23 protein-coding genes and 6 tRNA genes are annotated in these 23,647 nt (G+C 63.0%); 9 read left to right on the top strand and 20 right to left on the bottom strand.

Translation table 11 applies throughout. The features are described 5' to 3' along the window. Positions 1-279: 279 nt before the first annotated feature. From lon to soxR, 5 genes are all read right to left on the bottom strand, one after another. Entirely contained in the window at positions 280-2,796 is a 2,517-nt protein-coding gene (gene lon / locus VM621_RS05115; RefSeq protein WP_325467892.1) for an endopeptidase La, read from the bottom strand. A gap of 171 nt (positions 2,797-2,967) precedes the next feature. Then, the gene (gene clpX / locus VM621_RS05110; protein WP_325467891.1) at positions 2,968-4,263 is read right to left on the bottom strand and encodes an ATP-dependent Clp protease ATP-binding subunit ClpX; all 1,296 of its coding nucleotides are present in this window, start codon (positions 4,261-4,263) and stop codon (positions 2,968-2,970) included. 105 nt (positions 4,264-4,368) lie between these two features. Further along, positions 4,369-4,995 carry an ATP-dependent Clp endopeptidase proteolytic subunit ClpP gene (gene clpP, locus VM621_RS05105; RefSeq protein WP_107914007.1) on the bottom strand — a complete coding sequence of 209 codons (627 nt, stop codon included), beginning with the start codon at positions 4,993-4,995 and terminating at the stop codon, positions 4,369-4,371. A 55-nt stretch (positions 4,996-5,050) separates the two neighbouring features. Further along, the gene (gene tig, locus VM621_RS05100) at positions 5,051-6,343 is read right to left on the bottom strand and encodes a trigger factor (protein ID WP_325467890.1); all 1,293 of its coding nucleotides are present in this window, start codon (positions 6,341-6,343) and stop codon (positions 5,051-5,053) included. Between the two features lie 101 nt (positions 6,344-6,444). Then, the gene (gene soxR / locus VM621_RS05095; protein ID WP_325467889.1) at positions 6,445-6,879 is read right to left on the bottom strand and encodes a redox-sensitive transcriptional activator SoxR; all 435 of its coding nucleotides are present in this window, start codon (positions 6,877-6,879) and stop codon (positions 6,445-6,447) included. 105 nt (positions 6,880-6,984) lie between these two features. Between soxR and VM621_RS05090 the strand changes: the two genes are divergently transcribed. After that, positions 6,985-8,358: an MFS transporter gene (locus VM621_RS05090; protein WP_325467888.1), complete on the top strand. Its 1,374-nt coding sequence runs from the start codon at positions 6,985-6,987 to the stop codon at positions 8,356-8,358. A gap of 119 nt (positions 8,359-8,477) precedes the next feature. On the opposite strand, the gene VM621_RS05085 is transcribed toward VM621_RS05090, so the two are convergent. Further along, positions 8,478-9,014 carry a hypothetical protein gene (locus VM621_RS05085; protein WP_325467887.1) on the bottom strand — a complete coding sequence of 179 codons (537 nt, stop codon included), beginning with the start codon at positions 9,012-9,014 and terminating at the stop codon, positions 8,478-8,480. A 752-nt stretch (positions 9,015-9,766) separates the two neighbouring features. On the opposite strand from VM621_RS05085, the gene VM621_RS05080 reads away from it, so the two are divergent. Next, positions 9,767-10,405: a hypothetical protein gene (locus VM621_RS05080; RefSeq protein WP_325467886.1), complete on the top strand. Its 639-nt coding sequence runs from the start codon at positions 9,767-9,769 to the stop codon at positions 10,403-10,405. Positions 10,406-10,759: 354 nt separating this feature from the next. After that, positions 10,760-10,987 carry a hypothetical protein gene (locus VM621_RS05075; protein WP_325467885.1) on the top strand — a complete coding sequence of 76 codons (228 nt, stop codon included), beginning with the start codon at positions 10,760-10,762 and terminating at the stop codon, positions 10,985-10,987. Between the two features lie 68 nt (positions 10,988-11,055). Here the strand turns inward: VM621_RS05075 and VM621_RS05070 are convergent, their stop codons facing one another. Further along, positions 11,056-11,508 (bottom strand): hypothetical protein, encoded by a 453-nt coding sequence (locus tag VM621_RS05070; RefSeq protein WP_325467884.1) that lies wholly within the window; start codon positions 11,506-11,508, stop codon positions 11,056-11,058. A 208-nt stretch (positions 11,509-11,716) separates the two neighbouring features. Next, on the bottom strand, positions 11,717-12,652 hold the full coding sequence (locus VM621_RS05065) for an STM4504/CBY_0614 family protein (RefSeq protein ID WP_325467919.1): 936 nt from the start codon (positions 12,650-12,652) through the stop codon (positions 11,717-11,719). Between the two features lie 97 nt (positions 12,653-12,749). Here VM621_RS05065 and VM621_RS05060 point away from each other — a divergent pair, with 97 nt between their 5' ends. Both VM621_RS05060 and VM621_RS05055 read left to right on the top strand, forming a co-directional pair. Next, a complete protein-coding gene (locus tag VM621_RS05060) occupies positions 12,750-12,938 on the top strand; it encodes a hypothetical protein (protein WP_325467883.1) in 189 nt (62 codons plus the stop codon). 333 nt (positions 12,939-13,271) lie between these two features. Next, positions 13,272-13,856 carry a site-specific integrase gene (locus tag VM621_RS05055; RefSeq protein ID WP_325467882.1) on the top strand — a complete coding sequence of 195 codons (585 nt, stop codon included), beginning with the start codon at positions 13,272-13,274 and terminating at the stop codon, positions 13,854-13,856. 84 nt (positions 13,857-13,940) lie between these two features. On the opposite strand, the gene VM621_RS05050 is transcribed toward VM621_RS05055, so the two are convergent. Then, a tRNA-Leu gene (locus VM621_RS05050) sits at positions 13,941-14,025 on the bottom strand. Between the two features lie 179 nt (positions 14,026-14,204). Here VM621_RS05050 and VM621_RS05045 point away from each other — a divergent pair. Continuing rightward, positions 14,205-14,873 (top strand): hypothetical protein, encoded by a 669-nt coding sequence (locus VM621_RS05045; protein ID WP_325467881.1) that lies wholly within the window; start codon positions 14,205-14,207, stop codon positions 14,871-14,873. Between the two features lie 298 nt (positions 14,874-15,171). On the opposite strand, the gene VM621_RS05040 is transcribed toward VM621_RS05045, so the two are convergent. From VM621_RS05040 to rlmE, 7 genes are all read right to left on the bottom strand, one after another. Beyond that, a tRNA-Lys gene (locus VM621_RS05040) sits at positions 15,172-15,247 on the bottom strand. A 27-nt stretch (positions 15,248-15,274) separates the two neighbouring features. Next, a tRNA-His gene (locus tag VM621_RS05035) sits at positions 15,275-15,351 on the bottom strand. A 14-nt stretch (positions 15,352-15,365) separates the two neighbouring features. After that, a tRNA-Arg gene (locus VM621_RS05030) sits at positions 15,366-15,442 on the bottom strand. Between the two features lie 24 nt (positions 15,443-15,466). Continuing rightward, positions 15,467-15,543 (bottom strand) — tRNA-Pro (locus VM621_RS05025). Positions 15,544-15,652: 109 nt separating this feature from the next. Further along, a tRNA-Arg gene (locus tag VM621_RS05020) sits at positions 15,653-15,729 on the bottom strand. A gap of 401 nt (positions 15,730-16,130) precedes the next feature. Beyond that, entirely contained in the window at positions 16,131-18,062 is a 1,932-nt protein-coding gene (ftsH, locus tag VM621_RS05015; RefSeq protein WP_325467880.1) for an ATP-dependent zinc metalloprotease FtsH, read from the bottom strand. A 17-nt stretch (positions 18,063-18,079) separates the two neighbouring features. Next, entirely contained in the window at positions 18,080-18,709 is a 630-nt protein-coding gene (rlmE, locus tag VM621_RS05010) for a 23S rRNA (uridine(2552)-2'-O)-methyltransferase RlmE (RefSeq protein WP_325467879.1), read from the bottom strand. 84 nt (positions 18,710-18,793) lie between these two features. Between rlmE and yhbY the strand changes: the two genes are divergently transcribed. The 3 genes from yhbY to panE are packed head-to-tail and all read left to right on the top strand — an operon-like array spanning position 18,794 to position 20,417. Next, entirely contained in the window at positions 18,794-19,090 is a 297-nt protein-coding gene (gene yhbY / locus VM621_RS05005; RefSeq protein WP_046968793.1) for a ribosome assembly RNA-binding protein YhbY, read from the top strand. Between the two features lie 6 nt (positions 19,091-19,096). Continuing rightward, positions 19,097-19,474: an Mth938-like domain-containing protein gene (locus tag VM621_RS05000; protein ID WP_325467878.1), complete on the top strand. Its 378-nt coding sequence runs from the start codon at positions 19,097-19,099 to the stop codon at positions 19,472-19,474. 7 nt (positions 19,475-19,481) lie between these two features. Beyond that, a complete protein-coding gene (gene panE / locus VM621_RS04995) occupies positions 19,482-20,417 on the top strand; it encodes a 2-dehydropantoate 2-reductase (protein WP_325467877.1) in 936 nt (311 codons plus the stop codon). 1 nt (position 20,418) lies between these two features. Here the strand turns inward: panE and VM621_RS04990 are convergent, their stop codons facing one another. The 4 genes from VM621_RS04990 to surE are packed head-to-tail and all read right to left on the bottom strand — an operon-like array spanning position 20,419 to position 23,579. Continuing rightward, positions 20,419-21,444, bottom strand: a complete 1,026-nt coding sequence (locus VM621_RS04990; RefSeq protein WP_325467918.1) for a peptidoglycan DD-metalloendopeptidase family protein — start codon at positions 21,442-21,444, stop codon at positions 20,419-20,421. A 29-nt stretch (positions 21,445-21,473) separates the two neighbouring features. Next, positions 21,474-22,082, bottom strand: a complete 609-nt coding sequence (locus VM621_RS04985) for a DedA family protein (RefSeq protein WP_325467876.1) — start codon at positions 22,080-22,082, stop codon at positions 21,474-21,476. A gap of 29 nt (positions 22,083-22,111) precedes the next feature. Further along, the gene (locus VM621_RS04980; RefSeq protein ID WP_414674491.1) at positions 22,112-22,747 is read right to left on the bottom strand and encodes a protein-L-isoaspartate(D-aspartate) O-methyltransferase; all 636 of its coding nucleotides are present in this window, start codon (positions 22,745-22,747) and stop codon (positions 22,112-22,114) included. A gap of 49 nt (positions 22,748-22,796) precedes the next feature. Then, positions 22,797-23,579 (bottom strand): 5'/3'-nucleotidase SurE, encoded by a 783-nt coding sequence (gene surE, locus VM621_RS04975; RefSeq protein WP_325467874.1) that lies wholly within the window; start codon positions 23,577-23,579, stop codon positions 22,797-22,799. Positions 23,580-23,647 lie beyond the last annotated feature (68 nt).

Raw genomic sequence — 23,647 nt, 5'->3', positions numbered from 1 at the left:
CGATAGATCTTCGAACGCAAGCTTTTGGCATCGTTCGACGACCCGCAATCCGTGGCGCCCTTGCGGCGCGGACGATTGCGGAGCCGCCTTTATACCAGTGCCCTCCCCCCATCGCAATACGAGCAATACCAACGCTTTCAGCGCGTATGCATCCTTCACGGAGGCTTGCAAGGGAGGAGCAAAACGATTATCGCGAACCATCAATGACAGGACAGCGAAAATGAAAAGGGCGCACTCGCGTGCGCCCTTTTGCCTGTTACACGAAACGACAGGCCCGGATCAATGCGTGAGCGACGGCGATGCCTTGCCCTTGCCCTTACCGGCCTTGGCCTCTTCGAGCGGCACCTCGACCTTCTCACCGCCGTCTCCGGCCTTCTTCGGTGCCGGCGGACGCTCCAGCGCCAGGTTCAGCACTTCGTCGATCCACTTCACCGGATGGATGGCCAGCGAGGTCGTGATGTTTTCCGGCAGATCGATGAGGTCCTTCCTGTTCTCGTCCGGAATGATCACGGTGGTGATGCCGCCGCGATGGGCCGCGAGCAGCTTCTCCTTCAGGCCACCGATCGGCAGGACGCGACCACGCAGGGTGATCTCACCGGTCATGGCCACCTCGGAACGCACCGGCACTTTCGTAAGGGCCGAAACGAGCGCGGTGCACATGGCGATACCGGCACTCGGACCGTCCTTCGGGGTGGCACCTTCGGGCACGTGGATGTGGATGTCGAGCGACTGGTGGAAGTCGGGATCGATACCCAGGGCTTCCGCCCTGGCGCGAACCACGCTGAGCGCGGCCTGGATCGATTCCTTCATGACGTCGCCCAGCTGGCCCGTCTGGATCAGACGGCCCTTGCCCGGGACCACGGAGGCCTCGATGCTGAGGAGGTCGCCGCCGACCTGGGTCCAGGCCAGGCCGGTGACCAGGCCCACTTCGTTCTGCAGTTCCGCACGACCGAAATCGAAGCGGCGCACGCCGAGGAAGTGATCGAGGTTCTCGCCGTCCACACGCACCTGGTCCGGAGCGAGCACCTTGCCCTTCACGGCCTTGGCGGCGGTCTTCTTCACCTTGGCCTTGGCCTTCGCCGGGACGGTGCCCAGGGCGATTTCCTTGACCACCTTGCGGCAGATCTTGGAGATTTCGCGCTCGAGGTTACGCACGCCGGACTCGCGGGTGTAGTAGCGCACGATATCGCGAAGCGCATCTTCGCCCACCGTCAGCTCTTCGGCCTTCAGGCCGTTCGCCTTCAGCTGCTTGGGCAACAGGTATTTCTGCGCGATGTTGAGCTTCTCGTCCTCGGTGTAACCGGGGATACGGATCACTTCCATGCGGTCGAGCAGCGGACCGGGAATGTTGAGCGAGTTCGCCGTCGCGATCCACATCACTTCGGAGAGGTCGAGATCGACCTCCAGGTAGTGATCGTTGAACGCGTTGTTCTGCTCCGGATCGAGCACCTCGAGCAGCGCCGACGACGGATCGCCACGGAAATCCATGGACATCTTGTCGATTTCGTCGAGGACGAACAGCGGGTTCTTGGTGCCGATCTTGTTGAGGTTCTGCACGATGCGGCCCGGCATCGAACCGATGTAGGTGCGACGATGCCCGCGAATTTCCGCTTCGTCGCGCACGCCACCCAGGCTCATGCGGACGAACTTGCGGTTGGTCGCCTTGGCGATCGACTGGCCGAGCGAGGTCTTGCCCACGCCGGGCGGACCGACGAGGCAGAGGATCGGACCCTTCATCGTGTTCACCCGCTGCTGCACGGCGAGATACTCGAGGATGCGCTCCTTGACCTTCTCCAGACCGAAGTGATCGGCGTCGAGGGTCTCCTGGGCGAGCGCGAGATCCTTGCGGACCTTGCTGCGCTTCTTCCACGGCACGCCGACCACCCAGTCGAGGTAGTTGCGGACCACGGTGGCCTCGGCGGACATCGGCGACATCTGCTTGAGCTTGTTGAACTCCTGGCGCGCCTTGGCGAGCACGGCCTTGGGCATGCCGGCGGCGTCGATCTTCTTCTGCAGCTCCTCGATCTCGTTCGCGCCCTCTTCGCCCTCACCCAGCTCCTTCTGGATGGCCTTCATCTGCTCGTTGAGGTAGTACTCGCGCTGGCTCTTTTCCATCTGCGACTTGACGCGACCGCGGATGCGCTTCTCGACCTGCTGCAGGTCCATCTCGCCATCGACCAGGCCGATGAGCAACTCGAGGCGCTGGCCGACGTCGGCCGCTTCGAGCACACGCTGCTTATCGCCCATGCGCACGGAAAGGTGCGCGGCGATGGAATCGGCCAGGCGCGAGGGATCGTCGATGCCCGAGAGCGTCGCAAGGATTTCCGGAGGAAGCTTGCGGCTCTGCTTGACCAGCTGCTCGAACAGGGAGACCAGCGAACGCGACACGACATCGAGTTCGCGCTCGTTGCTGCTGTAGATCGGCTCGATGACGCGGGCCTTGCCGCTCATCATGCCGGCTTCGTCTTCGAAGGCATCGATCTGCACGCGCGACTGCCCCTCGACCAGCACCTTCACGGTGCCATCGGGCAGTTTCAGCAACTGCAGGACGCCGGCGAGCGTGCCGACCGAGTGGAGGTCGCCGATCGACGGATCGTCGATGTCGGGGCTCTTTTGAGCGACGAGCAGGATCTGCCGTTCGCCTTCCATCGCCCGCTCCAGTGCGCGCATGGACTTGTCGCGTCCCACGAACAGCGGAATAACCATGTGCGGGTAGACGACGACGTCACGCAGGGGCAGGACCGGCAACAGGTCCAGCTCGGATCCGCTCGTGGTTTGGCTGCGATTCTTCGCCATGTGCTTGGGGTTTCCCTCGGAGAATTTGGGGGTGCGACCCGACACTGCGCCGGAGCCGCCATACACGTCAAGTGGTGGTTCGCGCAGGGTCGATCAAGTGCGGCCGGCACAAAGAAAAACGGCCCCGGCGTCGCTGGACGCCGGGGCCGCGGTAGCTCGCTTATGCGACGATCAGGCTGCGTCGCCGCCCTCGCCCGCGATCCGCTGCTGCTGCAGGTTCCCACGGTAGATGAGATACGGCTCGGCCTGGCCATCGATCACGGCGTCGTCGACCACGACCTTGCTGACATGTTCCAGCGAGGGCAGTTCGAACATCGTGTCGAGCAGCACCTGTTCGAGAATGGTACGCAGTCCACGCGCGCCGGTCTTGCGCTTGAGCGCGCGACGGGCGATGGCGGACAGGGCCTCCGGGCGGAATTCCAGTTCGGCGCCTTCCATGTCGAACAGCTTCTTGAACTGCTTGGTGACCGCGTTCTTCGGCTCGGTGAGGATCTGCACCAGGGCAGCCTCGTCGAGTTCGTCGAGCGTGGCGACCACCGGCAGACGGCCGACGAACTCGGGAATCAGACCGAAACGGACCAGATCCGCCGGCTCGACTTCCGAAAGCATCTTGCCGACGTTCTCCGTACGTTCCTTCGAGCGGACCTCGGCGCCGAAGCCGATGCCCGTGGTCTCGGAACGCTGCTGGATGACCTTCTCCAGACCCGAGAACGCACCACCGCAGATAAACAGGATGTTGCGTGTGTCGACCTGCAGGAATTCCTGCTGCGGATGCTTGCGGCCACCCTGCGGCGGCACCGAGGCGAGCGTGCCCTCGATGAGCTTGAGCAGGGCCTGCTGCACGCCTTCGCCAGAGACGTCGCGGGTGATCGACGGGTTCTCGCTCTTACGCGAGATCTTGTCGATTTCGTCGATGTAGACGATACCGCTCTGCGCCTTCTCGACGTCGTAGTCGCACTTCTGCAGAAGCTTCTGAATGATGTTCTCGACATCCTCACCGACATAGCCCGCCTCGGTGAGGGTCGTGGCATCGGCGATCGTGAACGGCACGTTGAGCAGGCGCGCCAGCGTTTCGGCCAGCAGCGTCTTGCCCGAACCGGTCGGACCGATCAGGAGGATGTTGGATTTGCCAAGCTCGACTTCGTCGTTCTTCTGGCGCGATTCAATGCGCTTGTAGTGGTTGTAGACCGCGACGGACAACGCCTTCTTGGCGCGCGTCTGGCCGACCACGTACTGGTCGAGGGCTTCCATGATTTCGCGGGGCTTAGGAAGTTGGGTCCGGCCGGAGGCCGCCTTTTCTTCCAGTTCCTCGCGGATGATGTCGTTGCACAGCTCAACGCATTCGTCGCAGATGAACACGCTGGGGCCGGCGATCAGCTTGCGCACTTCATGCTGGCTCTTGCCGCAGAAGGAGCAGTAAAGAATCTTGCCGCCGTCGTTGGAACGGCTCTGCCGCTCGTCGCTCATGCTTTGGGCCCTACTGAGAATCCAGGTACGCTTTGAGAATAGCACAGCACTTCGCCCCTGGAATCAGGAGCGAAGTGCCGGTTTTCACAAGCGAAAACGTTCAAATCAAGCTGAACGGACGGTATCGACCGTGCGCTTTTCGGGAATCGAGTCGATCAGGCCATAGGCCTGGGCCTCGGCGCCGCTCATGAAGCGGTCGCGCTCGGTATCCCGGGCGATCTCGTCGACCGTCTTGCCACTGTGGTGGGCAAGGATGGCATTGAGACGCTCGCGCATGGTCAGGATTTCACGGGCGTGAATCTCAATGTCCGTGGCCTGGCCCGAAATGCCACCGGCCCAGGGCTGGTGGATCATGATGCGCGAATGCGGGAGCGAGTAACGCTTGCCCGCCGCACCTGCCGCCAGCAGCAGGGCGCCCATCGAGGCGGCCTGGCCGATGCACATGGTGCTGACGTCCGGCTTCACGAACTGCATCGTGTCGTAGATCGCCATGCCGGCCGTGACGGAACCGCCCGGGCTGTTGATGTACAGGTTGATGTCCTTGTCCGGATTTTCCGACTCAAGGAACAGCAGCTGGGCGACGATCACATTGGCCATGTAATCGTCGACCGGCCCCACGGCGAAGATGATGCGTTCCTTCAGGAGACGCGAGTAAATGTCGTACGAACGCTCACCGCGTGAGGTCTGTTCGACGACGATGGGCACCAGGTTGAGGTTCTGGATCGGAGCCATGGACATGCGGTCTCTCCTTCGTGTGGGGCCCGGCTGTTGCAAGTGACCGATGCGGTTAGGCACCGATCGGGCGCATCACCTCGTCGAAGCTCAGTTCCTGGTCGGTGGATTTGGCGTGATCCGCCACCCACTCGGCCACCTGATCTTCCATCACGCGGTTCTGCAGTCCCGACATCAGTTGGGGATCGCCGTTATACAGTTCAATGACCTTCTCCGGTTCTTCATAGGTCGAAGCGATCGCGGAAAGCATTTCCGCCATACGCTTGCGATCGATCCGGATCTCATTCTTGCGTGCGATTTCACCCATCAGCAGCGCGGCGAGCACACGCTTGCGAGCGAACGGGGTGGCTTCGGCGACCATCTGCGGGCTCGGCTCCTGGCCGCGCGGCAGGTTGCCGGCGGCGAGGCTGCGGGCCTCCGCGTCGGCCATCAGGTCGGGAACGTCGAGGTCCGGATAGGCGCTGGCCAGCTTTTCGGCCACTTCGGACTTCAGGCGAGCCATGACCGTGGCCTTGAGCTCGCGCTCGAGGTTGGCACGGACTTCCTTGCGGAAGGATTCGATGTCGCCGTCGGCGACGCCGAACAGCTGCACGAACTCGGCATCGACCGCCGGGAGGTTCGGCTCCTGCACCTTGACGATCTTGAAGGTGACCTTGGCGGTCTTGCCGGCGAGCTCCGGGTTACGGAAGTCTTCCGGGAAGGCGACGTCCTGGACGAGGTCTTCGCCGGCCGAACGACCGGTCAGGGCCTCGTCGAGCGCCTTGAACAGGGTGCCCGAGCCGAGCACGCTGCCCGCGCGCTCCAGGCCTTCGGTCGGGAAACGGTAGTCGCCGGCTTCGGCGGCGTACTCGAACATGACGAAGTCGCCGTCCTTGGAGGCGCGATCGACTTCGTCGAAGCTGCGGCGCTGGGTGCGCAGGGTTTCGATCATCTTGTCGATGTCGGCATCCTTCACTTCAGCCTTGGGACGGGAGATTTCCAGGGCCGCGACGTCGACGACCGGGAACTCCGGCATGATTTCGAACGTGGCCGTGTAGGCGATCTCGCCATTCTCGGCGTTGCCGGTGGTGTCCACCGCCGGATTGGCGATCGGCTGGAGCTTTTCCTGCTCGACAGCCTGGCGCAGCGTGGTACCGATCAGTTCGGACAGCGCCTCGCCACGGACCTGCGCGCCGAAGCGCTGCTTGATCACGTTGGTGGGCACCTTGCCGGGACGGAAGCCCTTCAGACGCACCGTACGACCCATTTCCGCGATGCGCTGGCTGACCTGCGACTCGAGGCGCTCAGCCGGGAACTTCACCGTGAGCTTGCGCCCGAGCTTGCCGACATTCTCAACCGAAACCTGCATGACCTCTCCTGAAACCACCACGAGTCGTGGCGCGATGGGGTGAAAAACCCCGCAAATGACTGCCCATTCTACGTTTTGCCCTCCTGCCGCCGCAACAGGCGTCAGGCAGGGGTCCAGCGCCTGGGACCGCCACCATCCGCGGCCAGGGCGTCCCCGGGATTGGCCAGGGCACACGCCGTCAGCGAAAGGCAGCCGCAGCCGATGCATTCGGTCAGTTTTTCCTTCAGATTGGTCAGCTGATTGATCCGTTCCTCCAGCTCCTGCTGCCATGCGGCGGACATCTGTGCCCACTCCTCACGGCTGGGCGTCCGCTCCTCGGGGAGGGCGGAGAAGGCGCGCCGCACGGCCTCCAGCGGGATACCCACCCGCTGGGCGACCCGGATCACCGCGATCCGCCGGAGCACATCGCTCGCATAGCGCCGTTGGTTTCCCGCCGTTCGCAGGCTGCGGATCAGCCCTTTGCGTTCGTAAAAATGCAGGGCCGAGACCGCCACACCGGCGCGTTTGGCCGCGTCACCCACGCTCAATTCCCGCATCGCTTGACCTCAACCAAGGTTGAGGTCCCATCCTGCGCGCTTCGGTCGCCTCGCGCAAGCGTGCGAAACTCCCCACCCCAAGGAAGAAAAAGAATGAACGCGGGCATGTCCAACCCCGACCTTACCCGACCCTCGGCGCCTCCCCTCGCCGACGGCATCCTCTCTCCGACCTACCGGGCCGCCACGCTCGGCATGGTCGCCCTGATTTCCCTGCTCGCCTTCGAGGCGCTGGCCGTGACCACGGCCATGCCGACGGTGGCGCGCGAGCTGGACGGCCTGCGTGTCTATGCGCTGGCCTTCGGCGGCCTGTTGGCGACCAGCGTCATCGGCATGGCGTTGTCGGGTCGATGGAGCGACCGCAAGGGGCCTGCCCCCGCCGTCTGGACCGGCCTGCTCGGTTTCGTGGCCGGCCTGTTGATTGCGGGGTTCGCCCACAACATGCCGACCCTGATCGTCGGGCGCCTCGTACAAGGCCTGGGCGCTGGCTGCCTCTCGCCGGCGCTCTACGTCATCGTGGCGCGCCTCTACCCGGAGTCGCTGCGTCCGAAGGTATTCGCGTCGTTCTCGGCGGGCTGGGTGGTGCCGGCGCTGATCGGTCCGGCCATCAGTGGCGCCATCGTCGAACACCTTGGCTGGCGCTGGGTGTTCCTCGCGGTGCCGCTGCTCGCCCTGCCTGCGGCCGCCGCCCTTCGCGGCGCCCTGAACTCCCTGGCGCCGCCGACGCACGCCCAGGAGGAGAAGCCCGGTCGCATGGTGAACGCGATCGGTGCGTCCCTGGGCACCTGCCTGCTGTTCGTCGCCGGGCAGGAACACGGCTGGCTGGCCATCACGCTCTTCGTGCCCGCCGTCGCGCTGCTGGTCGGTTGCGGTCGCCGACTTCTTCCCGTCGGCACGCTGCGCGCCGCGCGTGGGCTACCGGCCGTGATCGCGCTGCGCGGTGTCGCCGCCTCCGCCTTCTTCGGCGCGGAGGCCTTTCTTCCGCTGGTGTTTTCGCAGCAACACGGCTTGTCGCCGACATGGTCCGGCCTGGCGATCAGTGTCGGCGCGATCGGATGGTTCTCGGGCTCGTGGTACCAGGGCCATTACGCGACCATTTCCCGGCAGGCCTTGCTCACTCGCGGCACCGCGCTGATGGTGCTCGGTGTCGTCACCGCATCGCTCGCCACGTTCCCGTGGATGCCGGTGGCAGCCGCTGTACTCGGCTGGCTGTTGACCGGCCTCGGCATGGGCATGCTCTACGGAACGGTCGCCGTACTCGCCCTTTCCATGTCCGGCGAACACGAGCAAGGCAGCAACAGCTCGGCCTTGCAGTTGTGCGAATCGCTCATGGTGGCGACAACGCTGGCGATCGGTGGCACGTTGTTCGCGGCACTGTTGAACGTGTCGCACACCGCGGCGTTCGCGGCGAACTTTGCGATCACGGTCGTGCTTGCCGTTTTGGGCACCATCGTAGCCCGGCGAACGCAGTCACCCGTCTGAATGAAGATCAACGCGCAGGCGCGTTGGTACCCCTACGTGCTGAAACTACCGGGATCATGACGTCGTTGAAGCCACGGATATCGTGACGTCGCTCGCCTGAAGACGCGACGACGCTTGCCCTATCGAGCAGCCTGCTCTTTCGCTCCCGGCCCGCACAGAAAGTAGAACGCGGGAACCAGGTAGAAGATGAGTAGGTGACCCGACCACAGGCGGACTTGCCACGCCAGATAGTCTCGATACTCGCCGTCACTGAGAACGCGCGAAACGCCCGATACGTAGGCAACCGCCCTGCCGTCCGACACGCGCACCTTCCCGCCGTGACCGACCAGCCCCCAGGCGAAGTTGATGGCTACGTAGACGGCGCAAACGCCTATCGCCAGGCGCGCCCACGTCGGCATGCCAGCGACGATTCGCACATTGGATACCGCACCGAGCCGGCCGTCACCGGCGTCGCGAATCATGGGCAGGACTACGAGAAACGCGCCGGCGAAGAGACAGAACGAAAGCGGACAGCCCGGCCATGATTCCGTTGGAACCGGCAGATGGAGAATGCTTCGCATGTGGATGGACAGCGCTACGCAGAAGCCGGCCAGCGCGGCAACGCCGGCAAGCCTGGACCACCAGAACCTCGGCCCACTGGCCTGCACTGAAGTCAAGACGACCACCCTGCCGCGACGCCCAGGGCCGCGCTAATGAGCGAACTGCTCGTCATTGGTCTTGGTACGACCCCTGGTTGGTGCGAAAGGTGGGACTCGAACCCACACACCTTGCGGTGCCGGAGTCTACATCCACTTGCCTCGGTAGAAGATCAAGAGGTTACACGGACATGTCCCGCTGTGGATGCCGCTTGAGGTTCCGGATCCTCGACTACGCAGGTGGCGTCACCGTGGGGAGTATCGCCGAGGGGGTGGCGGCGAGAGTCCAAGCGAAGGCTTAGCCGCTGTGCGCCTTTTCGGCAGACATCCAAACGACGCCAGCCCCGCATTGGAAGCGTAAAAACTTGCTGTTGCGCAGCGCGAATTTTTGCTCGTACATTGCGTGCGGCGGGCAATCCAACGTGATTGCTTGCGCTCAGTGAGAACCCGCAGGATTGTCGGGGACGGGCCTCACATCACTCGCCGCACATTGCGGCAAACCGCAGTTTCATCGTCCACAGGAGTTGTCGATGTCTCGCCGCTTTCTCGCTGCTTTAGTCCTTTTTTCCCTCGCTGGTGCCGCAGTGGCGCAGCAAACGTCATCTGCAAGCGCATCCCACGGCATTCAGCCGAACATGAGGTGCGACACGTGTGATCCCGGCGGCGGCGGCGGAACTACTCCTCCACCTCACCCTCCTGCGCCCACCATCACTTCGTTCTCTATCACACCTTCCGGGTCGACTATCGCAGTCTACGACTCCAATGGTGTGACGATGAACATCAACATGGCAGCGAACACGGCCACGGTTTCGAACGGTCGAGTGAGCGCCCAGGTTTCCGCCTCGCAGGCGTTTCTCGCTGCCTCAAATAACGACCCGAATCAGGCCGCAGCTCTTCAGGCGCGCTTCCAGGCGTTGTTGACCAATCCGAAGAAGACCTCACTTCTCATCAAGAGTGGCACTGTTGTCCCATCAGCGATGAAGGTGGGCAACAACGGAATGATGAGTGCCCAGGCTGTTATGAGCCCGAATCTCTATCCTTCCCCTGGCGGTGACGGTTTCGGTTGCGATGCGGAGTATTCCTGCCGAGATGTCGTCGACAACGACTTTGGCGGTTGGGGTGGCTACAACTTCGACTTCTGGGACTCGAATGGAGCCGGCGGCGGCACCACTACCCCGGACTACTCTTACTGGGAAGCCATGCGGCAAGAACACTGCCAGCACAAGACCTCTGATGTCACGCTGATCGTCGGTGGTGGTACGGCCACGTTGGCAACGTGCGCGGCTGCTGAGACCGGTGTTGCGATTGCGGCATGCGTCGGCTCGTATGTCGTGGCGGCTGATGCGCTGGCTAGTTACTCTGAAGATAACGCAACCTGCAACTCCACGTACCCAGGTCCGGGTAACTGGTAACAAAGGGGCCGTACTCGATGATTGCTATTCTGACGTTTGACCTAACACCGTTTCAGTGGACGATTGTCGCTTGCACGCTGGTCGAGGCTGGCCTCATCTTCGCCCAGTTACGATACGTGCCGAAGATCCCTCAGACGCGGCGACTCCAGGCAATGGCAGTCGCGGTAGCGTTTGTGTTCATCATCGCAACAGTCATCTACAAGCTAGGTTGGATTCGATAGTTCGATAATGAATTGCTCACTTGAAGCCGCTCGAAAGAGCGGCTTTTTTTATGCAACCTGTTTGCACGACCTACACACCATCAGCCGCCCATGAGGCGGCTTTTTCATGCCCAACGACCAGCAAGGAACCCGCATGGCCCGCAAGTACTCCGCAAGAACCGCACAGCGCCAGTACGTCACCGTCTTCGAATCCGAAGGACGCAAGTGGGGCGAGCGCTGCATCGCTGTGACGCTGCTCGACGCCGAGCTGCTCGCTGCAACCGAAGCCCGAGCGCGCAACCTGCGAGTCGTCTCTATCGTGGTCAATAACGAGTTCGAACTCGACCACTTGCGCGAGGTCGCGAAGCACTTCGCGGCGTAGGCGCTGCATCTCCAGTCAAAGCTCGGGGCGGGGATAGGCAATGGCCGCTCCCCGCCCTGGCACGCACCTCAACCGATGATGCTACGGGCGACAGCCATGGTTTCCTTTTTAAGGAACTCAGCATTTACCACGCCGATAGGAAACGTCTGTGTCACGGCCCCGGCGCCAGAGCCGTGGATGTAGGACTCGACTACGACGCGCTGCGAACCAACGCCCGCCTGCACCTTCAGATAACTCCGAGCTTTCAGCGGACCAAGCGGCTTGAAAGCCGTCAAAGTGGCTTCGTGGATCGCTCCGGTGTGGACATCAACGGCGTAGTCGACCTTCACATCCATGCCTCGGGCTCTAGCAGAGTCCGCAAGCGCGTCCAATGTCGGCTGCACTACATCCCTCGCGTGAGCCGCCCACACGGCGAGGAACGCCGTCTGCTGGTCTTTCGAGTAGTCGGCCGCTCGGCGGGCATCCGCATCTCGCTTGTTCTTCGCGGCGACGAGCTTGTCAAGCTCTGCATCAAAATCCATGGTCTCTCCCTATACGGCCCCGTGCCGCCTCTCGGCACCTTGGGTCAGCCACCCCCTCCTTCAAGGGATAAAACTCGGAACTTAGGAGGGAAACGAAGTTTCCCCCTTAAGACTCCCTAGGGAACCCTAGGGGTTACCTGCGTGACATGAAGCTGGACGGCGACATCTCCTTCATTTTGTACAACGCCTCGGTCTTCGGGTTCTGGCCTCAACCCCTTTCTAGATGCTGGTGTGCCTCAAGAAGAAACAACATCGTTGTCGCGGTGAGATTCAGCGCGTAGCGCGCGTACCAGTCTGGGACGTCAACGGGCACCGAACCGTCCCCGTGTCCGCCATTCTTATTTCTTACGGTAGCCACGCCGCTCTCAAGGAGCGTGCGAACCGCACCAAGCTGGGTTTCCATGTACTGTGGAAGGAGCCCGTGGCTAAGCACAGTGTTCACGAGCTTTCGCGAGGATGCATCAGCGTCGACCGTCCAATTCTGTTCCGCGCAGATCGCCTTCATCGTGCTTTCAAACGCCTTGCAAGCGCTCACGATGGCCTGTTTAAAGTGACCCTTCCGGTACTGTAGGTGACCTTCGAGAAATTCCGCGTCGGCGCCTTCAAATCCCGCTAGTCGTAGGAGGGAGAGAACAGGCAGGACGGCTTCCGCGTGGATCACCTGGGAATCGACACGAACCACGTCCCCCGAAACATATTGGTATCCCACGCCACTTTCGCGAAGGCGAGTGTTCAAATCAGCGACCGCATCAGCAGGGGTGAGGGTGACATCCTCAACGTTACCCCAGTATTGGTACTGCTCAGCGACAAAACGCTCAATGACGCGCATGGAAAGCTCTACAACGTCTAGACATCGATCGACGTCCTTCTCTCTTAGAAAGAACTCAAACAATTCGCTCTTCATGTTCAAGGGCTGCGGAGCCAACTGGAACGTTCCGTACTCTGATCGCAGCGTTTTAACAATCAGTGCGTAGGCTTCCCCAGCCGGATGTTCGCCGTTGAAATAGGGCCGCCCGATCGCGTCGCCAATGATGTGCAGGATTTGCACGCGTAGAGGCTCCGGCATGTCGTCGTACGTGTAGACGTCAGACATGTCACCACGTTCCCGCCTGCGTCGTTTCGAATAAAGATCAAAAACGGCCATAACACCTCGCCCCCCTTGGGCCTTCCCTGGGACGAATTCTACAACCAGCCGCCCACGAGGCGGCTTTTTCATGCCCAACGACCAGCAAGGAACCCGCATGGCCAGCAAGTCCGCATCCAGAAACCCACTCCGCTCCTACGTCACCGTCTTCGAACACGAGGGACGCCAGTGGGCCGGGAGCTGCAAGAGCGAAGCGCTCTACGACGCCGAGCTGCACGCCAGTAACGAACCACGTTCGCGCGGCGTCTGCGCGATCTCCACCATTCCCTTCGATCCGGAGGCTTGAGCATGAAAGTCACCTCAACAGTAACCCGTGTCCCTGTCGTGCGTATGGTCGAGAACACTGAACACGTCGCGGTTGTGACGCTGAATCTGCCGCCTCGTGTCGCTGAGACGCTGCTCGTAATCACGCAATTCGTGGGAGGGATATATCACCGAGCGGCTCGACTCCAAGCCGCCCAGCGCGCCTGGCACGATCAATCGTCGCCTCGCCTGCCTGGGCCGCATGTTCAGCGCAATTAGCGAGCTACCGGCTGGCCCGAAGACAATCCCGAAGATTAAGTACCTTCCCGAGCTGGGCGCCCGCAAGTTTTCTTTAACGCACTCGCAGGAGGCAGCTATGTTTAAGGCGGTCGCCGAACTGGACACAGTGATGCCAGGCACTAAGGGACGCTCTCCGCGTCGCCGTGACGCGCACTTCTATCTGAGGCTGTTCAAGGTGCTCGTGGAGACCGGCGTCCGTCTTGGTGAAGCTCTGCGGCTGCGCAGGCCTGACGTACAAGGCATCGAGCACGGCGCCGGAGTAATTCGGCTGTACCGCATGAAAGAAATCAAGAACAACAAGGCGCGCTCGGTGCCGCTGACGGAGGAGGCGACAGCCATCCTGCTCGCGATCAAAGCCGAGGGCACCCGTCCTGTCGGTCCCTTTCAGGACTTGGGGAAGAATCGTGCCGAGCACGTCTGGAACGCCGCTAAGAAGCTCGCAGGCATCCTCGGCGGGGATTGCGTGATCCACGCCCTCCGCCACACGTGCGCGACGCGCCTGCTGAAGGCCACGGGCAACATCAATCTGGTGAAAGAGTGGCTGGGCCACACGACGATCAAGACAACCGCCGATACGTACGCTCAAGTCGAGACAGACAGCATGGTCGACGGAGCTGCGGCACTCACTGCCCTTCGCGGCACCTCGCTTGCGAGGGGTTGAGCGTTACGGGACAGAGATGATTACGTTAGATGTAACTCTTACGACATCGCAACCCCTAAGTGCATGATTCAATTCACTTGAGGTTGGTGCGAAAGGTGGGACTCGAACCCACACACCTTGCGGTGCCAGAACCTAAATCTGGTGCGTCTACCAATTCCGCCACTCTCGCTCGCGGGGCCATTCTAGGTCTCACGCCTTCTCAGGTCTATCACCGGGTAGGCGTGGACGGATGTGGCCCAGAGGACGCCGCGAACCCAGATCAAAATGTAGGCCATTTTTCAGAATTTACGTATTCAATCGAGTCGCGCATACACCGATCCTGGCCCTCCCAGCCAAGGAGGCAACCCAATGCGATATCTACTTCCGCTCGCTGCCGCGGCGTTCCCGGCCCTCGTCATCGCGCAGGTTACTCAGCAAAGCGCAAGCATTTCGCCCGAGGGCGAGAAACGCATCGTTCGGCAAGTGATCCTGAAAGACGAGCACGGGATGGACGTGCTCGTCGAGCAGCACCTTATCGAACTCGAGAATGGTGATTATCTGTACTTGCACAGCTCTCAGCCCCGGGCCACGCGGGAGCTCGACGAACGGATCTGCGCCAGTTTTGGTTCACAGGTCTCCAGAGGCAGCGTCATCAGGCTGAGCCCCGATACGCTTGGAGGCGGAGCATGTCGTTCCGAATCGCCCGTGGACCCGAGTTCTGCCGCTCCCCAAGAAAACAGTGCCCCTTATCTGCAAGCGGTCGCCCCCGGGAACTATGTCGTCTCCGCAAATCAGAACTCCGTGCACCGTGGCACATCGACCTATCGCCTCGACTCCGCAAGCACGGTCACCAGCGACCTTGTCATAGACAATCGGTGCCGCCAGTCGGCCAACGACCCGACACCTGGCGGGGTTTCTGGCACCAGCGACGTCTACGTCAACTGCTTTATGCCTTCGGCAGGAACAGCACCCACCCGAATGACCGCGTGCGGCGGCGGCCAATGTGTGCACGATGCAAACTCCTTCAGCGTCTTCTGATCCGCGAAACCGACAGTCACTCCGAGATTTCTGGATCTTCACGACTTCGATCATGTCGAGCGGCTGACGGGCCGCTCGACGTTGTCCCCGCAGTGCCAGAACGGTTATCCGCCCGCCCACCCGACTTCACCCGCGTCTCCGCACCCACATGCGGCCGGATCAACAGGCCTGAGCCTGGACGTCCATCACGTCGCGGCGTTCTCGGCTTGGCAGGCTTGCCGGTATCCATCGCTCTACCCTCGGGAAGCCTACGAGCAAAAAGAAAAGGCGCTTAGGTTTCCCTAAGCGCCTTCCAAAATGGTGGGCCGTGTAAGATTCGAACTTACGACCAATTGATTAAGAGTCAACTGCTCTACCAACTGAGCTAACGGCCCATTTTGAAACACATCGCACGTTGTAAGTGGGGTGGACGATGGGACTCGAACCCACGACATCCGGAATCACAATCCGGTACTCTAACCAGCTGAGCTACGCCCACCATAAAACACCATCTGGCGCGCCCGACAGGAATCGAACCTGCAACCGTCGGCTTAGAAGGCCGATGCTCTATCCGGTTGAGCTACAGGCGCAGGCACTGTACGTAGAACGCCAACTGGTCGGGGCAGAGGGATTCGAACCCCCGACATCCAGCTCCCAAAGCTGGCGCTCTACCAGACTGAGCTATACCCCGAAACTTAAATTATCCACCGATGCTTTGGTGAAGCCTTCAAATGTTACGGGTCAAGCCCAAGCCCGTCAATCCGTATGAACACACCACACTTTCAACCGCTTTTTAAAGATGGTGCGCCCGGAGAGATTCGAACTCCCGACCACCAAGTTCGTAGCCTGGTACTCTATCCAACTGAGCTACGGGCGCACACTTTAAACCTTTGACTCGTTGCCTGCCGCTGTGAAGCGTTGGCGCCGTGTCGAGAAGCGGAATTATTCAGATATCGAGCGTGGGCGTCAACACTTTTCTGAAAGTTTTTTTCTCACGCCGGTAACAAATGAGCGAATTGGCCGTCCGACTGGACGGGGGCGCGCGTATTCGCGAGCACGCCTTCGCCGATGAATCGGCTCCCACAGAGAAGCCTTCCACAAAGAAGCCTCCCACGGAGAAGCCTTTCACAAAGAAATCTCTCCCTGGAGAAGCCTCTCCCTGGAGAAGTCTCTCCCCGGAGAAGCCTTCCCCCTAGAGAAGCATTGGCGGGAGAAGCATCGGCCGGAGAAGCGCTGCATCTCAACGAAGAAGGGCGGCCAGTGGCCGCCCTTCCCTTCTTACAGCTGCGTAGCAGGCTTGCCGACCTTGTCCGGTGCCGAGCCAGCGTCGCCACGCGGGGGCGGCGGAGGCGGCGAACCAGGCTTGGTCCAGTCGATCGGCGGGCCGGGCTCGCGACCATTCATGATGTCGTCGATCTGGCGTGCGTCGATCGTTTCGTACTGCAGCAGGGTCTCGGCCATGACGTGCAGCTTGTCGATGTTCGTCGTCAGCAGCTCCTTGCTGCGCGCGTAAGCGCGATCGAGGATGGTGCGTACCACTTCATCGATCTTGCGAGCGGTCTCGTTGGAGACGCTCTTGTGCTGCGTCACGGAGCGACCGATGAAGACCTCGTCCTCTTCCTCGCCGTAGGTGACCGGGCCTAGCTCGTCGGACAGGCCCCACTTCGTGGCCATGTTGCGGGCCATCTTGGTCGCACGCTCGATATCGTTCGAGGCGCCGGTGGTGACCTTGTCGTGACCGAAGATGAGTTCCTCGGCGACGCGGCCGCCATACAGCGAGCAAAGCTGCGATTCGATCGCCACCTTGTTCATGCTGTAGCGATCGCCTTCCGGCAGGTACATGGTGACGCCCAGCGCGCGACCGCGCGGAATGATCGTGACCTTGTAGACCGGATCGTGCTCGGGAACCAGGCGACCGATGATCGCGTGACCGGCCTCGTGATACGCGGTGAGCTTTTTCTCTTCGTCGTTCATGGCCATGGAGCGACGCTCCGCACCCATGAGGATCTTGTCACGTGCACGGTCCAGGTGGCTCATGCGCACTTCGCGGGCGTTCTCGCGCGCGGCGAACAAGGCGGCCTCGTTGACGAGGTTGGCCAGGTCGGCGCCCGAGAAGCCGGGCGTACCACGCGCGATGACCATCGGGTCGACGTCCGCCGCGGTCGGCACCTTGCGCATATGCACCTTGAGGATCTGGTCGCGCCCCTTCACGTCCGGCAGGCCGACGACGACCTGGCGATCGAAGCGACCCGGACGCAGCAGGGCCGGATCGAGCACGTCGGGACGGTTCGTGGCGGCGATGACGATGATGCCTTCGGTGCCTTCGAAACCGTCCATCTCGACCAGCAACTGGTTGAGTGTCTGCTCGCGCTCGTCGTGACCGCCACCCATGCCGGCGCCGCGATGGCGACCGACGGCGTCGATCTCGTCGATGAAGATGATGCACGGCGCGTGCTTCTTGGCCTGCTCGAACATGTCGCGCACGCGGCTCGCGCCGACGCCGACGAACATCTCGACGAAGTCCGAACCGGAGATGGAGAAGAACGGCACCTTGGCTTCGCCGGCGATCGCCTTGGCGAGCAGTGTCTTACCGGTACCCGGGGGGCCGACCATCAGGACGCCGCGGGGAATCTTGCCGCCGAGCTTCTGGAACTTGCCGGGATCGCGGAGGAACTCGACGAGCTCGCCCACTTCCTCTTTCGCCTCGTCGCAACCGGCGACGTCGGTGAAGTTGACCTTGACCTGGTCTTCGCCCTGCAGCTTGGCGCGAGAGCGACCGAAGCTCATCGCACCACGACCACCGGAGCCCGCCTGCATCTGGCGCATGAACCAGATCAGCACGGCGACGAAGATGATGATGGGCAGCCAGTTGAAGAGCAGGCCGAGCAGGGAGAAGCCGTTGTCGGCGGGCTCCTGCCTCAGCTCGACGCCCTTGTCGCGCATCTGCTTGACGAGGTCGCTGCTGGACATGCCGACCATCGGCACGACGGTGCGGTACGCGCCGCCGTCCTTCAGCTTGCCGGTGATCGTCGGCGGCGCCGTGGAGGTGATCGTGCCGTTGGCGACGTTGCCGTTATCGACGTTCTGGGCGAACGTCGTGTAGGACATGTCCTGCGACGAACCGCCATGGGGATTGAAGGTCTGGAACACGGTCAGGAGGACCACCGCGATGATCAGCCAGAGCAACAGATTTTTTGCCATCTCATTCATGCGGTGTTCTCGCCAGGTTACCGGGACGCCGACTTGAGGCCGGTCGCCAGTGCATACACCTCCGCCGAACGTGCGCGGGAGGCTTTCGGTTTACGCATCGTCACGCGACTGAAGTCAGCGCGCAAGCTCTTAAGATATTCGTCGAAACCCACGCCCTGGAACAGTTTCACCAGGAACGACCCGCCTGGCTTGAGCCAGTCCAGGCTGAACTGACGAGCCAGGTCGCAAAGGTCCATCGCGCGGATCTGATCGGCCAGTGCCACACCGGACATATTGGGGGCCATGTCCGACAGGACAAGATCGACCTTCTGGCCGCCGAGCATGCCTTCCAGCTCGCGGAGGACGGTTTCCTCACGGAAATCGCCCTGCATGAACTCCACGCCGGCCAGGCTGGCCATGGGCAGGATGTCCATGGCGATGACCTTGCCGGTGTCTCCCAGGCGCTGGCGAGCCAGCTGGGACCAGCCGCCAGGGGCGGCGCCGAGGTCGACGATGGTCATGCCGGGCTTGATAAGGCGATCCCGCTCGATCAGCTCCTCGAGCTTGTAGATGGCGCGCGAGCGCGCACCCTCCGCCTGAGCCCTTTTTACGTAGGGATCGTCGAAGTGCTCTTTCAGCCACTGGGAGCTGGTCTTGCTGCGTGCCATGGCTTTCGACCAGAGTCTTAATAAGGAGCGGGCCTTGCATGATACCCTTTGACGCCTGTCAGCCGCACATCGAACCTGAACGCAATGTCGCTTTCCCCTACACAGTCCCGCTATCTCCGCAGCATGGCCCACGATCTCAAGCCGGTCGTCCTGCTGGGTAACAAGGGCGCCACCGAGGCCGTGGCCAAGGAGCTCGCCCAGGCCCTGGACATCCACGAGCTGGTCAAGGTCAAGCTCTCCGGAGGCGACAAGGACGAGCGCCAGGCCCAGATCGACTTCCTGACCAGCCAGACCGGCTCCGAAAAGGTCCAGGAAATCGGCCATATCGTCGTCCTGTTCCGCCGGAACGAGCAGGACCCGAAGCTCGCCCTGCCCCGGTAACCCGCCATGGACCTCTCGTTCGAGCACCCTGGCGAGTACCTTTTCGTGCGCCGGGTGGGCGCGAACACGGTCACGATCGTCGACCGCGACTTTCACAGGAGCCTGCTCCTTACCCCCGAACAGGTGGTCGAAGACTGGCCGGTGACCGACGCCAAACAGCTCACGCTTGCCGATGTCGCCCTCATCGCCGACCTCAAGCCGGAACTGGTCATCATCGGTACCGGCGAACGACAGGTCTTCCCGCCGGCCGAGGTCATGGCCGGCTTCCTGCGCCAGGGCATCGGCGTCGAGGCGATGACCAACGGTTCGGCCGCGCGCACCTACAGCCTCCTGGCCGGCGAGGGCCGCAAGGTCCTGGCGGCCTTCATCCTGCCCCAGGGATAACCCACCCATGCGCATCCTCGTTCTCGGTGCCGGCGGCACCGGCGGTTACTTCGGGGGCCGCCTGAGCCAGGGCGGCGCGGACGTGACCTTCCTGGTCCGGCCGGAACGAGCGGCGGTGCTGGATGCGAACGGGCTGGTGATCAAGAGCCCTTTCGGCGACGCCACCCTGGCGGTGAAGCACGTCACGGCCGAGACCGTCGGCGCCGCGGGCGCGTTCGACCTGGTGCTGCTTTCCTGCAAGGCCTACGACCTGCATTCGGCGATCGAGGCGATCGACCCGGCGGTCGGCGAGACCACGGCGATCCTGCCGATCCTCAACGGCCTGGCCCACTACCCCGTCCTCGACAAGCGCTTCGGCCCGGACCGGGTGATCGGCGGTATGTGCGTCATCAGCGCGGCGAAGGGTCCTGATGGCGAGATCATCCACTTCGGCAACGGCGCGTCGGTGACCTTCGGCGAACGCGAAGGCCGCGGGCGCGATGCCCGTTGCACCGCCATCGCCGACGCCTTTGCCAACGCAAGAATCGACTACACCCATTCGACCGACATCGAGCGCGACCTCTGGGCCAAGTTCGCCTTCCTCGCCACCCTCGCCGGCGCGACCTGCCTGTTCCGGGCCAGCGTGGGCGACATCGTCGCCACGGACGATGGCCGCCAACTCACCGAGCAGATGTACGAGGAATGCCTGGCTGTGGCGCGCGCCTCCGGTCACGCCGTTCCGGACCACGCCCGCGCGTTCGCCTGGAAAACCCTGACGCAGGAAGGCTCGCCACTGACGGCATCGATGCTTCGCGACCTGGAATCGGGGCAGCGTATCGAAGCCGACCCTATCGTCGGCGACATGCTGCGTCGGGCGCGGGATGCCGGGGTGAAAGCGCCGATGCTCGAGGTGGCTTTCGCCCACCTGCAGGCTTTCGAGATCCGCCGGAAGCGGCAGGGCTAGGTCACTTCGCGGGCAGGTACTGCAGCGGATCGACGGGGTTGCCGTCGCGGCGAATCTGGAACTGGAGTTCATCGCGCGTTGCCCCGCTCGAACCCATTTCCGCCACCGTCTGGCCGGCCTTCACCTTTTCGCCTTCCTTTACCAGTCGCTTGCGGTTGTGACCGTACGCGGAGAGGAAGCTGTCGCTGTGCTTGATGATGACCAGTTCGCCGTAGCCGACCAGGCCATTGCCGCTGTAGACGACCACGCCGTCGGCGGCCGAGCGGACCGGGTCGCCGGCCTTGCCGCCGATCTCGATCCCGGGAATGGCGTCGCCGGAGGAGAACTTCTTCAACATCGTGCCGTCGGCAGGCCAGCGCCAGGCGATACCGCCGGCATTGCGCGAGGCGCCGCTGGTGACGATCGGGGTGGCGGCCGGGGGATTCTCGACCGGTGCGGGTGCCGGAGCGGGCGTGTTCGTCGCGCTTGGCGGCGACACCGGAACCGCAACCGGAACGACCGACTCGGCAGGCTTGCCGGCCACGACCACCGGTGTGTTCGTCGTGGTGGCGGGTGCCGGGACGGCGGGAGGTGCGGCATCGGCGTCGGTGACGCTCTGGAACGCCGGCTGGGCGGGCTGGGCCGGCGGCGCCGGTTGTGCAGGCGGCGTGCCATGTGGCGCGTTGCCAGCCGGCGACGGCGCGGCCACCACGACCGGCGCGGCATGCGACGGCGCTGACTTGTTGTTGTCGTGGCCCGGCGGCGATAGCCGCAGGTCCTGGCCCGGCCAGATGGTGTACGGCGAGGCGATGCCGTTCCAGCCGGCAAGGTCGCGGAAATCGACCTTGTTGCGGAAGGCGATGCTGTAGAGGGTGTCGCCCTTCATGACCCGGTAGCTGCCGCCCGGCGGCGGCGGCGGCGTCACGGCATGTGCGGGCGTATAGCTGCCCGGGCTCCGCGTGACGACGACGGAACTCCGCGTGACATCGCAGCCGGCCAGGACCACGGCAGCCGACAGCACGCCGACCAGGGCGAGCGGACGAATCATGAGCATCGCGGATTTCCTTTCACGGGCACTCATCGCAGCAGGAACCACCACACGGCCAGGAGGACGACTGCAACGATAGCAGCCCAACCTATCCACTCTATGTGTTTATGCAGGACCCGCTCCGCGCGTTCACCGAACAGCCGGACAAGCAGGGCCAGCAGCCAGACCCGCTTGCCGCGACCGATCAGCACGCAGAGCAGGAAAGGCAGCAGCGGCACACCGACGATGCCGGCAGCCCACGTCACGAACTTCATCGGCACGACGGGCTGCAGCGCGGCCATCGCCAGCACGACGTACAAGGCGAACGAATGCGCGGTCATGTCGGCTTGCAGGTTCGCCACGCCCTTTTCGATCGGCGCGAGCAGGTGCATCGACTCGAGCAGCGGCTTCAGACCCTCGTAGGCATAGTGGCCGAGCATGTAGCCCACCAGCGAGCCGGCGAGCGAGAACAGCAGGCTCCAGTTCGCATAGCGGAACGCCTTCCGCGGCTCGGCCAGCATCATCGGTGCCAGCATCACTTCCGGCATGATCGGGAAGATGAAGGCCTCGACGAAGGAAAGGCCGGCCAGATAGCGCACGGCATGGCGATGGCGTGCCCAGACGATGGCGCGCTCGTATAGCGAAGCAAACATCCGCATTCAGCGGTTTTCCCTGTGGTAGTGACGCATCAACCGATGCCGCCCAATAGCGGCACGAAGCTGACGGCGCCGAGTTCTTCCCGGATCACCTCGCCGTTGTCGCCTTTGCGAAGGCGCAGGAGCACCTGCTGGCTCGGGCTGCCCACGGGGGCGACGAGGACGCCGCCCGGACGAAGCTGGTCGAGCAGTTTCAATGGCACACGATCGCCGGCAGCGGTGAGGATGATGGCGTCGAATGGCGCGTCCGATTCCCAGCCCAGCTTGCCGTCGTCGTGGCGCGAACGGAGGTTCTCGATACCGAGCTGACGGAACCGCCGGCGCGCCTGGCGCAGCAGTTCCTCGATGCGTTCCACGGTATAGACCGTCGTCACGATGCCAGCCAGCACGGCGGCCTGGTAGCCCGAGCCCGTACCGATTTCGAGGACTTTTTCGGGTACCCCGCGTTCGATCAGGGCTTCGGTCATCCGCGCGACGATCCACGGCTGGGAGATCGTCTGGCCGTGGCCGATCGGAAGCGCGGTGTTTTCATAGGCGCGCGAATGCAGCGCCTGGTCGATGAAGTGATGGCGTGGCAGTTGGCGGATGACTTCGAGTACCCGCTCGTCGCGGATACCTTCCTCGACCAGTTTCGCGACCAGGCGGTCGCGGGCGCGCTGGGAGGTCATTCCCTCGCCACGTAGTGCCGAAGCAGGCAGGGCATGCAGGTTCACCACCTCAAGCCGCCTCCTCGTTACCCATCGCCGACGACAGCGGAATCATCCAGCTGCTCACCTTCTCCAGGGCCTGGAAGCGGGTCAGGTCGGTGTGAATGGGCGTGACGGACACGAAGCCGCGGCCGACGGCGTTGAAATCGGTGCCGGGACCGGCATCGTCGATCTCGCCGGGCGGCCCGATCCACCACATGGTGCGGCCGCGTGGATCTTCGGTGCGGATAGCCGGAGCCGCGCGATGGCGCTTGCCCAGGCGCGTGACCTCGAAGCCGCGAATCTCTTCCCACGGCAGGTCGGGGACGTTGACGTTGAGGATGGTGTCCGCCGGCAGCGGATCCACGATCAGGCGACGCATGATCATGAGCACCGCGCTCGCCGCCGAATCGAAGTGGCGGCCGGAGCCTTCCTTGGTCACCAGGGACACGGCGATCGCGGGCAGGCCGAGGAATCGCCCTTCCATGGCGGCCGAGACGGTGCCCGAATAGATGACGTCGTCACCGAGGTTGGCGACGTTGTTGATCCCGGAGACGACGATGTCGGTCTGGTGCTCGAGCATGCCGGCGAGCGCGAGATGGACGCAGTCCGTCGGCGTGCCCGCCACGCGATAGAAACCGTTCTCCATGCGCTGCGCTCGGATGGGCGCATCGAGGGTGAGCGAATTGCTCGCGCCGGATCGATCGCGGTCGGGGGCGACCACGGTCACCGTGCCGAACTCGGCCAGACGCCCGGCGAGAATCCGGATGCCCGGAGCCTCTACGCCGTCGTCGTTGCTAACCAGAACTTGCATGCTGATCCAGATCGAAAATCGGGTGCGGCGGCCCTATATCGACAAGGCCGCCCGACCGCCCAAGTCTA

Origin of the sequence: Luteibacter sp. (assembly GCF_035539195.1) — a bacterium.
Lineage (GTDB): Bacteria > Pseudomonadota > Gammaproteobacteria > Xanthomonadales > Rhodanobacteraceae > Luteibacter.
Note: the sequence above shows the minus strand (reverse complement) of the source record. Positions and strands in the feature narration are given on the sequence as shown.

Bases quoted from the DNA above. Each gene is read 5' to 3' on its own strand.
- lon (WP_325467892.1), bottom strand. From the start codon at position 2,796: ATGGCGAAGAATCGCAGCCAAACCACGAGCGGATCCGAGCTGGACCTG.
- clpX (WP_325467891.1), bottom strand. From the start codon at position 4,263: ATGAGCGACGAGCGGCAGAGCCGTTCCAACGACGGCGGCAAGATTCTT.
- clpP (WP_107914007.1), bottom strand. From the start codon at position 4,995: ATGGCTCCGATCCAGAACCTCAACCTGGTGCCCATCGTCGTCGAACAG.
- tig (WP_325467890.1), bottom strand. From the start codon at position 6,343: ATGCAGGTTTCGGTTGAGAATGTCGGCAAGCTCGGGCGCAAGCTCACG.
- soxR (WP_325467889.1), bottom strand. From the start codon at position 6,879: ATGCGGGAATTGAGCGTGGGTGACGCGGCCAAACGCGCCGGTGTGGCG.
- VM621_RS05090 (WP_325467888.1), top strand. From the start codon at position 6,985: ATGTCCAACCCCGACCTTACCCGACCCTCGGCGCCTCCCCTCGCCGAC.
- VM621_RS05080 (WP_325467886.1), top strand. From the start codon at position 9,767: ATGAACATCAACATGGCAGCGAACACGGCCACGGTTTCGAACGGTCGA.
- VM621_RS05075 (WP_325467885.1), top strand. From the start codon at position 10,760: ATGGCCCGCAAGTACTCCGCAAGAACCGCACAGCGCCAGTACGTCACC.
- VM621_RS05070 (WP_325467884.1), bottom strand. From the start codon at position 11,508: ATGGATTTTGATGCAGAGCTTGACAAGCTCGTCGCCGCGAAGAACAAG.
- VM621_RS05065 (WP_325467919.1), bottom strand. From the start codon at position 12,652: ATGGCCGTTTTTGATCTTTATTCGAAACGACGCAGGCGGGAACGTGGT.
- VM621_RS05060 (WP_325467883.1), top strand. From the start codon at position 12,750: ATGGCCAGCAAGTCCGCATCCAGAAACCCACTCCGCTCCTACGTCACC.
- VM621_RS05055 (WP_325467882.1), top strand. From the start codon at position 13,272: ATGTTTAAGGCGGTCGCCGAACTGGACACAGTGATGCCAGGCACTAAG.
- VM621_RS05045 (WP_325467881.1), top strand. From the start codon at position 14,205: ATGCGATATCTACTTCCGCTCGCTGCCGCGGCGTTCCCGGCCCTCGTC.
- ftsH (WP_325467880.1), bottom strand. From the start codon at position 18,062: ATGAATGAGATGGCAAAAAATCTGTTGCTCTGGCTGATCATCGCGGTG.
- rlmE (WP_325467879.1), bottom strand. From the start codon at position 18,709: ATGGCACGCAGCAAGACCAGCTCCCAGTGGCTGAAAGAGCACTTCGAC.
- yhbY (WP_046968793.1), top strand. From the start codon at position 18,794: ATGTCGCTTTCCCCTACACAGTCCCGCTATCTCCGCAGCATGGCCCAC.
- VM621_RS05000 (WP_325467878.1), top strand. From the start codon at position 19,097: ATGGACCTCTCGTTCGAGCACCCTGGCGAGTACCTTTTCGTGCGCCGG.
- panE (WP_325467877.1), top strand. From the start codon at position 19,482: ATGCGCATCCTCGTTCTCGGTGCCGGCGGCACCGGCGGTTACTTCGGG.
- VM621_RS04990 (WP_325467918.1), bottom strand. From the start codon at position 21,444: ATGATTCGTCCGCTCGCCCTGGTCGGCGTGCTGTCGGCTGCCGTGGTC.
- VM621_RS04985 (WP_325467876.1), bottom strand. From the start codon at position 22,082: ATGCGGATGTTTGCTTCGCTATACGAGCGCGCCATCGTCTGGGCACGC.
- VM621_RS04980 (WP_414674491.1), bottom strand. From the start codon at position 22,747: ATGACCTCCCAGCGCGCCCGCGACCGCCTGGTCGCGAAACTGGTCGAG.
- surE (WP_325467874.1), bottom strand. From the start codon at position 23,579: ATGCAAGTTCTGGTTAGCAACGACGACGGCGTAGAGGCTCCGGGCATC.